The organism is Arthrobacter sp. KNU-44 (assembly GCF_051843155.1).
Taxonomy (GTDB): domain Bacteria; phylum Actinomycetota; class Actinomycetes; order Actinomycetales; family Micrococcaceae; genus Arthrobacter.
Map to the genome: position 1 here is coordinate 1,410,415 of NZ_JBPXNG010000002.1, position 12,236 is coordinate 1,422,650.

Consider the following 12,236-nt stretch of genomic DNA (forward strand, 5'->3'; position numbering starts at 1 on the left):
TAAGCACCCGAAGCCTGCCGTGCTGCGAACAGGTCCCCCCATGAGTCCGTGGCCGTTCGGCACCTCGGTGCCGACTGGCCTTGGGCGGCCGGTCCACCGCCCGACGGTTCGCATCAACTAGCTCAACGAAGGCATCAGGGCGGGTGGCCCCAGCCGATTAGCGCAACAAACCGTTGGCAATAAAGCGGCGCTGCTTCTCGCTGCCCGCAACCGCTTCAGTTTTGTCCCGGATCGAATGGAACTTTGGGATGTCGACGGCGGTTGCCTGCCGGATTCGATTGCTAAGTTCGGTTGCTGTCAGATCGGCGCAGTATGCAGGAGAACCCGGCTGCTGGCGCCAGGAATCCTTTAGCTCGCCTCCGTCAACCGGGTCGAAGCCCAGTTGGTCGACGAGGATCATCATCTGCTGCTTCTCCGGGCCGGCCGGCCCCGCGACTGACAGTGCAATGCGGCCTTCCGCCCCGGCGGCCTCGCTCCTGGAAAGCAGGCTCATGGCGCCTATGTTGTTGAATGCTTTAAACACCGAACGCCCGATTTGAGCGGACACCCATTCACTGTCCGTGAGTCCGTTCTCGATCTCCTCAATTCGGCCATCGCGGTCGGGGTAATAGTTCCCCGTTTCAACCACGATAGGAACACGACTCAAGGCATAAAGCACGTTTTCGGACAAACTCCCAACGGCTGACTGCGGAAGGCTCAAGATGGCCACGTCCGCGTCAACGAGAGCCTCCGCTGCCCACGCAGGCGTGACCCCTTTGGCGTCGAAGTCCATCAACGTTGAGGGGTCCTTCGAGTTTGCGATCTTAACCGAGTGCCCCTGCGCTGCAAGCTTGCGTGCCAAGATCCCTCCGATGGTTCCGGCACCAATCACCGCGAATTTGCTCATCTGCTCATTTCCATTCTGCTTGTCCATCCTGTCCCGAGTTGCGTTTTCGCACTGGGTCGCCGTCGTATGCCGGCTGGGGCGTCGTTGCCTCACAGCATGGAGGTGTGAACTTAGCGAGGCATGACAAATCCGCCGTTGGGCCTGAATGTCTGCCCCGTGGTGAATTTGCTCATGTCCGTGGCCAGAAACAGCGCGGTCCAGGCGACATCCACGGGCTCCCCGACCATTCCCAGGGGCGAAAACCTCCGATAGCGCTCCAAAGTCTCGTTCCAACGCCCCTCATCCAACTGTCCGCTCCCACTAACGTAACCGCGCCTGATCATCGGCGTATCAATGTAGCCGGCGGCAATGGCGTTGACCCGGATATTTGCTGCGCCCACTTCGAGTGCAAGGCAACGCGTCAACTCTGTCACGGCTGCCTTCGAAGCAACGTAGGCAAATTGCTCGGGCTTGGGGCTATCCAGACCACCGGATGAGAGATTAATAATCGAACCGGCGCGTGCAGGAAGCATGTGCCGGACTGCAGCCTGCGCCGCATAAAGAGAGCCCATGTAATTGACCTGCATGACCCGATTGAGATCGGCATCTGCTGCCAGCGAAGGTAGGACGTCGATGAAGATCCCCGCGGCGTTGCACAAGACGTCCAGCCGGCCCCAACGGGCTGCGGCGTCGTCGAGTGCCTGATCCACCTCGACGCGGCTGGACACGTCGAGGCGCACCGCCTCGGCCGTCCCTCCGGCAGCCTCGATTTCTTCGACTGTTGATTGGGCGCCCGACTCATCCAGATCGGCGCAGGTTACCTTTGCGCCGAAGGCTGCAAACGTGGTGGCCACGGCGCGGCCAATCCCGCTAGCCGCTCCCGTGACGAACGCCGTCTTCCCGACCAGATCCGTAATCTTCATGCTCCGCTTTCCTTCCCCGTCAGGTATAGATGGTCATTACAGCCTGGAGGCATGCAGTTCTACAAACGCTCCGAGCCGCGTCTTTCAGCTTGAGTTAGGGCCCAGTCCTGCAAGCGCTGCGCGGCAGCTTCGGACCGTTCGTCGTCGTCCTTGACGGCAGCCCGATGTGCGAGCGTTCCGAGCAGCCCCAGTTCAGTCTTGTCGGTTTCGAAGAAGTCGTCATACTCGTGGACGTCCTTGGCCAGGAAAGGCCGGATGGCGCTTGCGAACATGGACGGGTCCTCATCGAAGCTGAGGGCCTGTTCCAAGATGCCGCTCGTGGCACCCGTACGCGTGACCGCCCGCAGCGCCTTAGCGGGTTCCAGCCCCAAATGCACGGCCAGTGATGCCGCTTCCTCGGCCAGCCGGGTGTGAGCGGCCATCAGGAGGCAGTTAAGGATTTTCGTTCGGTGCCCGTCTCCCGCCTTCCCGACGTGAATGACGGGGTTGGCGTAGGTTCGGACGACGGGACGCAGCCTTTCGAAGGACGTCTCGCTGGCGCCAAGAAGTACGGTAACCGTGCCAGCGGCGACGTCACTGGGAAGACCAGCGAGGGGACCGTCTGCCACTTCCACACCGCGTTCCGCCCCTGCCAGTATCAGATCCCCCCCGGTGGTAGGGCTGCACGAGGTGTGTACGAGGAGAATGCTCCCGGGCTTCATCGCCGAGATGACACCGCCCGGACCCAGGGCCAGTTCCCGGACCTGCGGGTCGGCATAGGCGCAGAGAATCATGATGTCGACCTCCCGGGCGACCTCGGCCGGGGAGCCGGCCAAGGTGGCGCCAAGGGAATGCGCTTCGTCCGCCTGACCGGGACGCCGCGCGAAAGCATGGACCGAATAGTCGGCGTCCCGGAGCCGGCGAACCATGGGCATCCCCATCCTGCCCAACCCGATCAGACCGACCCGTGGCCTGCGTTCGTCGGACGGGGCCGGACCGCCGGCGGCGTCATGCAACGGTGTTTTTGTGGTTTGGACAGACATAGTTCCTCCTAGGACGGACGAAATCAGTTGAATTGGGATGAGGTCGCCGCTAAGTCCACATCGGAGAGGCGCGGCAGCCAGTCGGCCGAAGTCCTGCCAGATCCGTCAGTTCATGGTGGGTATCACGAAGCTGGCGCCTTCCTTGATGCCGGAGGGCCAGCGCGAGGTGACGGTCTTGGTCTTGGTGTAGAAACGGAAGGCATCCGGGCCGTGCTGGTTGAGGTCCCCGAATCCCGAGCGCTTCCAGCCGCCGAAGGTGTGGTAGGCGATGGGTACCGGGATGGGCACGTTCACGCCGACCATTCCGGTGTTGACGCGGGTCGCAAAGTCCCGGGCGGCGCCGCCGTCGCGGGTATAGATGGACACCCCGTTGCCGTATTCGTGGTCGCTGGGCAGGCGCAGTGCTTCCTCATAGTTTTCCGCCCGGGTGATGATCAGGACGGGTCCGAAGACCTCCTCCCGGTAGATGCGCATGTCTGGCGTGACATTGTCGAAGAGGGTCGGGCCGAGGAAGAACCCGCCTTCATGGCCCTCAAGGCTAAATCCGCGGCCGTCTGCCAGCAGCTCGGCGCCTTCGTCGACCCCGATCTGGATGTAGTCACTGACCCGCGCTGCGGCTTCGGCCGTAATCAGTGGGCCGTAGTCGGCCTTCTCGTCCAGGGAATGGCCCACTCGCAGGGACCTCACCCGTTCTGTGAGCTTGGCGGCGAGGGCGTCGGCAGTTTCCTCCCCGACCGGCACGGCCACGGAAATAGCCATGCAGCGTTCCCCTGCTGAGCCGTAGCCCGCCCCGATCAGGGCATCGGCGACCAGATCCAGGTCCGCGTCCGGCATGATGATCATGTGGTTCTTGGCCCCGCCGAAGCATTGGGCACGCTTGCCGTGGGCCGCGGCCTGCGTATAGATGTACTGGGCGATCGGCGTCGAGCCGACGAAACCGATGGCTTTGACGCGCGGATCCTCCAGCAGCGTATCCACGGCTTCCTTGCCGCCGTTGACAACGTTGAGTACTCCCTCGGGTAGGCCCGCTTCCAGGAAGAGCTCGGCGATGCGCAGCGGTACGGAGGGGTCACGCTCGGAGGGCTTGAGGATGAAGGCGTTGCCGGCCGCGAGCGCTGGGCCGATCTTCCAGAGGGGAATCATGGCGGGGAAGTTGAAGGGCGTGATTCCGGCGACGACGCCGAGCGGCTGGCGCATCGAGTACACGTCAATGCCGGTGCCGGCCCCCGTGCTGTATTCGCCCTTGAGCAGGTGCGGCCCGCCGGCGGCGAATTCGATGACTTCCAGACCTCGCTGGATGTCGCCCTTGGCGTCGGCAACAGTCTTGCCATGCTCCGACGAGAGAAGCCGTGCCAGTGGGTCCATGTCCTTATTGATCAACTCAAGGAACTTCAGCAGGACACGTGCTCGGCGCTGCGGGTTCCAGGCTCCCCATTCCAGCTGGGCTTTTTCCGCATTGGCTATGGCCGATTCCATCTCGGACCGGTCGGCCAGCGGGACCCGGGCCTGGATCTGTCCGGTGTTGGGGTCGAAGACATCCGCAAAGTTTCCGGAGACACCGGGGACGTGCTGCCCGCCGATGAAGTGGGTCAGTTCGCGAACCATGTAATTACCTGCTTTCTGCTGCATTAGATTTGTGGTCTCTGTTACCGGTGACTGAAGACCGCTGGCCGCTTCTGGACGAAGGCGGCCATGCCTTCCTTCTGGTCATCGGTGGCCCAGCAAGAGTGGTTCAGGCGGCGCTCGAAATGCACGCCTTCGGCCAGTGACATCTCGTGGGCGGCGTTGACGGCTTCCTTTGCCAGCAGGGAGATCGGTTTGGACATGCCCGCGATCGTCGCTGCCGCGGCCAGCGCGTCCTCCATCAGCCCGGCGGCGGGGACGACCCGGGCGACTAGGCCGGCGCGTTCAGCTTCCTCCGCGCCCATGGTCCGGCCCGTGAGCACCATTTCCATGGCCTTGGATTTTCCGATCGCCCGGGTCAGCCGCTGTGATCCGCCCATGCCCGGGATCACGCCAAGTTTGATCTCGGGCTGCCCGAACTTGGCATTGTCCGCGGCGATGATGAAGTCACAGATCATGGCCAGCTCGCAGCCTCCGCCGAGGGCATGGCCGGCGACGGCTGCGATCATTGGAGTCCGGACCCTGGCCAGCTCATCCCAGCCTGCAAACCAGTTCTGCGTGTACATCTCCATGTAGGACCGGGGCGCCATCTCCTTGATATCGGCGCCGGCGGCGAAGGCCCGCTCCGAGCCGGCGATGATGATGGCTCCGATCCCCGCATCCGCATCGAATTCTTCGGCGGCGGCGAGCACTTCGCTGCCTAGCTGGGCGTTGAGGGCGTTCAGCGCTTCCGGGCGGTTGAGCGTGATGACGCCGACGCGGCCGTCCTGCTTGACCAGGATGGTCTGGTACTCCCTCATACTGTTTCCTTCGTCTTGGAGTTGGCCCGAATCTCGTTGATGATGCCGGAAAAGTCCCGGCCCGCGCCCTCGCCCACGGCGAATTGCCGGTAGACCTCCTCGGCCAGGGAAACGAGCCGTGCCTGGACTCCGGTGGATTCGAGGGCCTGGACCGCTAGACCGAGGTCCTTGGCCATCAGCGCGCCGGCGAAACCGGGCTCGTAGCCGCGGTTCGCGGGGCTGGCCGGAACAGGTCCGGGCACCGGGCAGTTGGTGGTCAAAGCCCAGCACTGGCCGGACGCGGCTGAGGCGACATCGAACAACGCCTCGTTCGACAGGCCCAGCTTCTCGCCCAGGACAAAGGCCTCGGACACGGCGATCATGGACACGCCCAGGATCATGTTGTTGCAGACCTTCGCGGCCTGCCCGGCGCCCGGGCCGCCGCAGTGCACGATCCGGGTGCCCATGGCGGCCAGGATCGGTTCGGCGTCGGCGAAGTTTTCGGCGGTGCCGCCTGCCATGAAGGTCAGGGTGCCGTTCGCGGCCCCGCCCACGCCGCCGGAGACGGGGGCGTCCAGGCCCCGGTGCCCGGCCGCCGCGACCAGCTCATGGGCGGCGCGTGCGTCCTCGACGGCGATCGTGGAGCATTCCAGAAAGAGCGTTCCCGGGCCAGCAACGGCCAACAGCCCGTTCTCGCCTTGGTAGGCGCCGAGTACGTGGCGCCCTGCCGGGAGCATGGTGATGACGACGTCGGCGCCGGCTCCGGCCGCGGCAGCGGACGCAGCGATCTCGATGCCCTGCGTGCGGGCCGTCTCCAGTGCCTCCGGCGCGAGGTCGAAACCGGACACGCGGTGGCCGGCCTTGACAAGGTTCGCGGCCATCGGACCGCCCATGTGGCCCAGGCCGATGAAAGCTATCTTCTTAACCATCAAAAACTCCTTCTCCTCGCAAAGTAGTGGTGCGCAATGGTGCCGTGCAGCGGAGATGCACAGTTGTGACGGCGGTAGTGTGTGGCGTTCAGGCGGTCGCCCGGGAAACCGCAGTGGCCAGGCGAAGTTCGCGGGGCCCCAGGTGCGCGAAGTACTGGGCGACGTCGGGAGCCAAGACCACTTCCATGGTGGCCGCGCTCCATGTCTAGGCCTCCGCCACGATGCGCCCGACAACCATGCGCATGATCTCGTTGCTGCCCTCGAGGATTTGGTGGACCCGCAGGTCCCGGGCGATCTTCTCCAGCCCATACTCAGACAGGTAGCCGTAACCGCCGTGGAGCTGGATAGCTTTGTTGGCAACGTTGAACCCCGCGTCCGTGGCAACCTGCTTGGCCATGGCACAGAGCTTCACGGCGTCCGGCGCTCCGCGGTCCAGCGCGTCCGCTGCCCGCCACAGCAGCGTCCGCGCCGTGACCAGCCCGGTTTCCATGTCGGCGAGGTCGAAGAGCAGTGATTGCTGGTTGATCAGCGGCCCGCCGAACGCCTGGCGTTCCTTGAGGTACGCCACCGATTTGTCCAAGGCAGTCTGCCCGCCGCCCACGGAGCAGGCGCCCATGTTGATCCGGCCACCGTTCAGCCCCTTCATCGCGATGCCAAATCCGCTGCCTTCCTCCCCAAGCCGGTTGGCGACCGGAACCCTCACATTCTCAAGAACCACCTGGCGAGTTGGCTGCGCGTTCCATCCCATCTTCTTCTCGTTCGCACCGAACGAGAGGCCCGGCGTATCGGCCGGGACCACGATCGCGGTGATGCCGCGATTCCCGGTATCGGCGGTACGCGCCATCACAATGTAATAGCTGGAGGACCCTGCGCCGGAGATGAACTGCTTGACGCCGTTCAGGACGTAGTCGTCTCCGTCGCGCACGGCCTTGGTGCTCAGCGCGGCGGCGTCGGAGCCGGCGCCGGGTTCGGTGAGGCAGTAGCTGCCCAGCGCCTCCATGGAAGCCAGCTGCGGAACCCACCCTGCGCGCTGCTCATCGTTGCCGAACGAGTCGATCATCCATACCACCATGTTGTGGATGGAAATGTAGGCGGCGATCGTGGGATCGGCCTTGGCCAGTTCCTCGAAGATCAGCACCGCATCGCTGCGCGTAAGCCCGGAACCGCCAAACTCCTCCCGGACGTAGATGCCGCCCATGCCCAGCCCGCCCGCTTCGGCCAGCACGTCCACCGGGAAATGCTTCACCTCATCCCATTTCGCGGCGTTGGGTGCGAGGGCCTCGTTGGCGAAGTCCCGCACCATCGCAACCAGCGACTGCTGGTCCTCATTGAGTTCAAACATGGTGTTCCTTTCCTCCCTAGCGGGAGACCTTGCCCATCAGCGATGCGATGGGCCGCAGGAAAAGCGGGCGGGCCAGGAACCAGGCGGCAGAGATCGCGGCGAGCGAGCCCGCGAAAATCCAGAAGCCGATCCAGCTGGCGTCGTCCCTCGAGGCGTACATGTGGTTCAGGTTCCGTTGCGCTCCGGTGAGCAGCACTAGGGAGACATGGATGATGATGAAAATGACGAAGCACACCATGACCGGCACGTGGACTGCGCGGGCGACCTCGACGGGGTAGATCCGGTTCAGCGCTTGGGCATCCTGTGGCCAGGCCCCGGACATCCGCAGCCCGGTGATCATGGACAGCGGTGCGGCGATGAACACCGTAGTGAAGTAGGCCAGGACCTGCAGGCTGTTGTAGTTCACCCAGCCGTCCTCCAGAGGCCAGTCAAAGGACCCATATTGCAGCGCGGTGGACAAGGCGTTGGGCACCACGTCCCAGCCGGTGGGCACAATCCGCATCCACTGCCCGGTGCTGAACAGCAGCACGATGAACACCAGGCCGTTGATCACCCACAGCGCGTCAAGGCACTGATGGAGCCACAGATCCAGGCTGATCTTCTTGGGCGCATTCTTCGTCCGGAACAGGCCCTTGTTGTTGCGGGTCCAGTACGCCTTGGGCCGAGCCGTGGTGCGCACCTGCCAGCCGGTCCGGATGATTAGCACCATGAAGAAGACGTTCAGGAAGTGCTGCCAGCCCAGCCACGCCGGGAGGCCCGTCGGGGCGGTGTCCGGCAGCTCGGTGTGGCCCGGATACTGCAGGAGGAATGATTCCACAGCCGGCAGGGTCCGCAGCCACCTGGCCAACAGGAACACTGCCAGCAGCAGCACCACCACGGCCGCTACGGCAGCCGCAGCCTTCGCCCAGGGCGGGGCGGGCATGCGCCTGGTCTTCGGCCGTGATGTCGGCTCTTTGGTTGGGGTCGCCATGACTCCGCGCTCCTTTCCGCGGTCCCGGGCTACTGTGCCGCCGCCAGCTGGCGAGCCTTGATGGCCTCGATCAGCTGAGGAACCACCGTGAAGACATCGCCGACGATCCCGAAGTCGGCGACCTCGAAGATCGGCGAATCTTCGTCCTTGTTGATGGCCACAATGGTCTTGGATGTCTGCATGCCAGCACGGTGTTGGATGGCCCCGGAAATGCCCAGGGCGACGTAGAGCTGCGGGGAAACCGCCACACCAGTCTGGCCCACCTGGTGGGATTGCGGGACGTACCCGGCGTCGACGGCGGCGCGGGATGCACCCACTGCGGCCCCCAGCGCGTCCGCCAGCTGCTCGACCAGCACGAAGTTGTCTTTCGAGCCCAGTCCCCGCCCGCCGGAGACCACCGTCGCGGCCCCTCGTAGCGGCGGGCGGCCCGAATCGGCCGCGGCGGGGTGGACCTGCTCGATCACAGCGGCATTGGGTGCTCCGACCTCCAACGACACGGTGGTGACCTCCGGGACGGCGGCCGGTGCCCGCGCCTCCAGTGCGCCCTGGCGCAGCGTAATGACCACTGCCCTGCCCTGCACTGCGGATTCCACCTTGTAGGAGCCACCGAAGACTGAGTGGGATGCGACCGGTGTGCCTTCGGGCGAGAGCGCGACGTCGACGGCGTCCGCCAGCAGCCCGGCCCCGGTCCGAACGGCGAAGCGTGCAGCGGTTTCGCGGCTCTCAACCGAGTTCGCGGCAACGACAGCGATCGGGGCCAGTGCCTCGGCCGCCGCGCAGAGGGCAGCAAGCTGGGCCGCTGCGAGCACTTCTCCGGTCCTCTCGCTTTCTGCCAGGTAAACCTGCTGGGCGCCGAATCCCCCGAGCTGCTGCACGAGGCCTGCTCCCTCGCCGGGCCTGACGGCCAGGACGGCGACCGGAGTGCCGAGCTTGGCGGCCGCAGCGATGACAGCCGGTGCGGTGTTGGAGGTGGCGCCGATGGATGAGATTTCGATGAGTGCCAGTACGTTTGCCATGTCGGTCTCCTTGTTCAGATCAGGCGGCCGGCGGCGAGGAAGTCTGCCAGCTCGTTGCCGGCGTTGCCGTCGTCGTAGATTTTCTTGCCGGCGGTACGGGCCGGACGTTCGGACGTGGAGAGCACGACGGCGGCCGGCGCGACGGGTTCGAGGCCCAAGTCCGCGAGTGAAAGGGTGGCCACAGGCTTGCGCTTGGCCGTCATGATGCCCTTGAAGTTGGGGAAACGGGCTTCGGCGGCGCGTTCGGTCACGGAGAGAACGGCCGGCAGGGACGCACTCACCGCCAGGGATCCGTTCTCGAGGGCGACCTCGCCGCTCACCGATGCCTCACTGATGTCGACCGATTTGAGCGAGGGTAGAAGCGGCAGCCCAAGATGCTCGGCGACCATCGCCGGCACCACACCTCCGCGGCCGTCGGTGGACTCGTTGCCGGCGACCAGCAGGTCGAAGCCTGTATGTTTGATGGCGGCCGCCAGCACCGCTGCGGTACGGGCAATGTCGGCGCCATCCAGCGCATCGTCAAGGACGTGCACGGCCGAATCCGCGCCCATGGACAAGGCCTTGCGCAATGCGTCCCGAGCTCCTTCCGGACCCATGGTCAGCGCGATGACCTCGGTGCCCTTCTTATCGCCGTCCTTGTAACGAAGCGCCACTTCCAGGGCACGCTCGTTGATCTCGTCGGCGACGCTTTCTCCGGCCGCCCGGTCCAGACGTCCGGTCTCAAGGTTGAGCCTGCGCTCCTCCTCGGTATCCGGCACCTGCTTCACCAACACCACAATCTTCACCACGCAGCTCCTTTGTTTACTCTCGCAATGACTTTAATATAGCTAACATTAATATGATAGAAAAGACAAGGAGGGAGTCCAACTTGCGGGAAGAACGTAAGAGCAGCGAATCGCCGCAACTGGAGACGATGGCTACGGCCGAAGGTTTGCCTTCAATACCCTCGGCTCGCACAGTAGTTGCAGTCGTCATCGAATGGAGGGGGAAAATTGCGCTCTTCAAGCGAAGCCCGCATTCAGACCACGATCGGGGCCTGTGGGGTTTTATATCCGGATACATAGAACCGGGGGTCTCACCACGTCAGCAGGCGCTGCACGAACTCCTGAACGAAGCAGGCTTGGACGCTGCGACTCTTCTTGATCTCCGAACCTCAATCGCCCAAGTTATAAGCGACGATGACGGGGCGCCGTGGCTCGTTCACCCTTATAAGGCAGTCACCACACAACGGCGGCTCAGAATCGGCAAGATGCATGAATCCTACCGCTGGACGGATTCGCACAAGGTGAGACGGTTCGGCAACCGGGTGCGCTGGCTGGAACCCGTGCTTCGCGCAACAGATGCCGCCGAGCTTGGGGAGCCGCCCAGGGACCCGGAAAGGTCACCGGCCCCTCCGCTCGCGCCACGGTTATCAGGCAGGGAAAGCCCGCTCCATCTGGCCAAGCACAGCAATGCCCCGCCCGCTGGGTAACAGCTCGGTGATCGCTTCCACGTCCAGAGCATCGGTCTTGACCCGCCGGCGTCCTTGGGCCCTGCGCTGTTCAGCCACATGTGCCGGATTGAGCTCCAGCAGCTGCCAGCCGGCCGGCCACACCAAGGGCACAGGCCAGCGCTAATGCCCCGCGGCCTCGATCCCAACTTTCACCGGAACTTCCACCCCGGCCAACCCGGCTCTGATGAGGGACGGAACACCGCCCAAGTCCCCTGCTGTCATCTCGAAATCCACCGGACCAACACACGGTTCCGGCCGGCGTCGGTCACCGACAACGCGGCCATTGTCCTGTCAACATCGGCCGCCGCCACAACAGGAAAACCCATCCCCGGGGCAGCATGAACAGGCATAACCCCCACCTCCGAAAGGCCTCAGGGAATCCCTCGGAATCAAACCAGATCCACTGAAGAATCTGAAACATCCCGTCCTGACACGACCGGCGGCATTTTTGACGGACTGGGGACCCTTTGCTGCAGCCGGCCCTCGTACGGGCGGCCGTTCCACGCTCCTCTTCCCCGAGTCAGCCGCCGCCATGGCCGCAACAACTTGTCGGCTGATTCGACCTGACTCAGCATCCATATCCAAGAACCAGCGACATGCCTCGGCAACCCCTAAAACAGGCCAGGGCCCGAGACGAACTCCCCTCGGCAAGGTTCTCCTCGCTCCTCCCCATCCCGCAACTCCACAGACCCGTGAATAACCTGAGCAGGGCGTGGGTGACCCGCCGGAGGTGTCGCTCCGGGCAATAGGTGGGTCTGGGAATCAGGCGGCCGGGTCGATGACCACGGTGTGACCAAGTCGTTCGAGTTGGGCGACCAGCTGTCGGGTCCGGGCCTGCTCGTGCCGGCGCTGCAGCCACTCCGGTCCGAGATCGTGGTACGGCTCGTTGCGTTCAATCATGTAGTAGGCGCTGTCCAGGATTGAATGCGCGGCCGCGACCTGTGCCGAGGTGAGCCACTTGTTTCCGTGCCTCGCACCAGCCGGAGTCCTGCGCCCAGCCGACTCGTGGATCGCCGGCGCGACACCTGCCCACGCCGCCAAGTGCGCCGCCGACGGGAACCGCGACATGTCACCGCCGGTTTCGGCGATGATGACCTGCGCGACTTTCAGCCCCACCCCCGGAATCGTCTGCAGCAACTCAACCTGATCGGCCCACGGACGTGAAGCGTCCGCAATGGCCGCATCAAGTGTCGCCAACGCGGCCTCGACCCGGTCAAGGCGACCCAGCATCGCCGCAGCCAGCCGGGCATGATCGGCATCGAAGTGGCCCGTCAA

13 protein-coding genes are annotated in these 12,236 nt (G+C 64.4%); 1 reads left to right on the forward strand and 12 read right to left on the reverse strand.

The window, feature by feature from the left end; genetic code table 11:
- Positions 1–157: 157 nt before the first annotated feature.
- The 10 genes from ACSVHC_RS07360 to ACSVHC_RS07405 all read right to left on the reverse strand — a co-directional run bounded on the left by ACSVHC_RS07360 (position 158) and on the right by ACSVHC_RS07405 (position 10,254).
- Positions 158–913 carry an NADPH-dependent F420 reductase gene (locus tag ACSVHC_RS07360; RefSeq protein ID WP_439180755.1) on the reverse strand — a complete coding sequence of 252 codons (756 nt, stop codon included), beginning with the start codon at positions 911–913 and terminating at the stop codon, positions 158–160.
- A gap of 83 nt (positions 914–996) precedes the next feature.
- Positions 997–1,788, reverse strand: a complete 792-nt coding sequence (locus tag ACSVHC_RS07365; RefSeq protein WP_439180756.1) for an SDR family NAD(P)-dependent oxidoreductase — start codon at positions 1,786–1,788, stop codon at positions 997–999.
- A gap of 59 nt (positions 1,789–1,847) precedes the next feature.
- Positions 1,848–2,810: an NAD(P)-dependent oxidoreductase gene (locus ACSVHC_RS07370; RefSeq protein WP_439180757.1), complete on the reverse strand. Its 963-nt coding sequence runs from the start codon at positions 2,808–2,810 to the stop codon at positions 1,848–1,850.
- Positions 2,811–2,915: 105 nt separating this feature from the next.
- On the reverse strand, positions 2,916–4,415 hold the full coding sequence (locus ACSVHC_RS07375; RefSeq protein WP_439181375.1) for a CoA-acylating methylmalonate-semialdehyde dehydrogenase: 1,500 nt from the start codon (positions 4,413–4,415) through the stop codon (positions 2,916–2,918).
- Between the two features lie 41 nt (positions 4,416–4,456).
- Positions 4,457–5,233 (reverse strand): enoyl-CoA hydratase, encoded by a 777-nt coding sequence (locus ACSVHC_RS07380; RefSeq protein WP_439180758.1) that lies wholly within the window; start codon positions 5,231–5,233, stop codon positions 4,457–4,459.
- Positions 5,230–6,141 (reverse strand): 3-hydroxyisobutyrate dehydrogenase, encoded by a 912-nt coding sequence (gene mmsB, locus ACSVHC_RS07385; RefSeq protein WP_439180759.1) that lies wholly within the window; start codon positions 6,139–6,141, stop codon positions 5,230–5,232. Before mmsB ends, ACSVHC_RS07380 begins: the two co-directional genes overlap by 4 nt.
- A 205-nt stretch (positions 6,142–6,346) precedes the next feature.
- Positions 6,347–7,483, reverse strand: coding sequence for an acyl-CoA dehydrogenase family protein (locus ACSVHC_RS07390; protein ID WP_439180760.1), 1,137 nt, complete (start codon positions 7,481–7,483; stop codon positions 6,347–6,349).
- A gap of 16 nt (positions 7,484–7,499) precedes the next feature.
- On the reverse strand, positions 7,500–8,453 hold the full coding sequence (locus tag ACSVHC_RS07395; RefSeq protein ID WP_439180761.1) for a cytochrome b/b6 domain-containing protein: 954 nt from the start codon (positions 8,451–8,453) through the stop codon (positions 7,500–7,502).
- Between the two features lie 29 nt (positions 8,454–8,482).
- Complete coding sequence (locus ACSVHC_RS07400; RefSeq protein ID WP_439180762.1) at positions 8,483–9,469, reverse strand: electron transfer flavoprotein subunit alpha/FixB family protein; 987 nt, start codon at positions 9,467–9,469, stop codon at positions 8,483–8,485.
- A gap of 14 nt (positions 9,470–9,483) precedes the next feature.
- On the reverse strand, positions 9,484–10,254 hold the full coding sequence (locus ACSVHC_RS07405) for an electron transfer flavoprotein subunit beta/FixA family protein (protein WP_439181376.1): 771 nt from the start codon (positions 10,252–10,254) through the stop codon (positions 9,484–9,486).
- 128 nt (positions 10,255–10,382) lie between these two features.
- Between ACSVHC_RS07405 and ACSVHC_RS07410 the strand changes: the two genes are divergently transcribed.
- Positions 10,383–10,940: an NUDIX domain-containing protein gene (locus ACSVHC_RS07410; RefSeq protein ID WP_439181377.1), complete on the forward strand. Its 558-nt coding sequence runs from the start codon at positions 10,383–10,385 to the stop codon at positions 10,938–10,940.
- Here ACSVHC_RS07410 and ACSVHC_RS07415 read toward each other — a convergent pair.
- Together ACSVHC_RS07415 and ACSVHC_RS07420 are read right to left on the reverse strand one after the other, a co-directional pair.
- Positions 10,881–11,072: a hypothetical protein gene (locus ACSVHC_RS07415; protein WP_439181414.1), complete on the reverse strand. Its 192-nt coding sequence runs from the start codon at positions 11,070–11,072 to the stop codon at positions 10,881–10,883. The two genes, ACSVHC_RS07410 and ACSVHC_RS07415, sit on opposite strands and share 60 nt — an antisense overlap.
- Positions 11,073–11,723: 651 nt before the next feature.
- A complete protein-coding gene (locus ACSVHC_RS07420) occupies positions 11,724–12,236 on the reverse strand; it encodes a transposase (protein WP_439180763.1) in 513 nt (170 codons plus the stop codon).

Bases quoted from the DNA above. Each gene is read 5' to 3' on its own strand.
- ACSVHC_RS07395 (WP_439180761.1), bottom strand. From the start codon at position 8,453: ATGGCGACCCCAACCAAAGAGCCGACATCACGGCCGAAGACCAGGCGC.
- ACSVHC_RS07360 (WP_439180755.1), bottom strand. From the start codon at position 913: ATGGACAAGCAGAATGGAAATGAGCAGATGAGCAAATTCGCGGTGATT.
- ACSVHC_RS07400 (WP_439180762.1), bottom strand. From the start codon at position 9,469: ATGGCAAACGTACTGGCACTCATCGAAATCTCATCCATCGGCGCCACC.
- ACSVHC_RS07365 (WP_439180756.1), bottom strand. From the start codon at position 1,788: ATGAAGATTACGGATCTGGTCGGGAAGACGGCGTTCGTCACGGGAGCG.
- mmsB (WP_439180759.1), bottom strand. From the start codon at position 6,141: ATGGTTAAGAAGATAGCTTTCATCGGCCTGGGCCACATGGGCGGTCCG.
- ACSVHC_RS07375 (WP_439181375.1), bottom strand. From the start codon at position 4,415: ATGGTTCGCGAACTGACCCACTTCATCGGCGGGCAGCACGTCCCCGGT.
- ACSVHC_RS07390 (WP_439180760.1), bottom strand. From the start codon at position 7,483: ATGTTTGAACTCAATGAGGACCAGCAGTCGCTGGTTGCGATGGTGCGG.
- ACSVHC_RS07380 (WP_439180758.1), bottom strand. From the start codon at position 5,233: ATGAGGGAGTACCAGACCATCCTGGTCAAGCAGGACGGCCGCGTCGGC.
- ACSVHC_RS07370 (WP_439180757.1), bottom strand. From the start codon at position 2,810: ATGTCTGTCCAAACCACAAAAACACCGTTGCATGACGCCGCCGGCGGT.
- ACSVHC_RS07410 (WP_439181377.1), top strand. From the start codon at position 10,383: ATGGCTACGGCCGAAGGTTTGCCTTCAATACCCTCGGCTCGCACAGTA.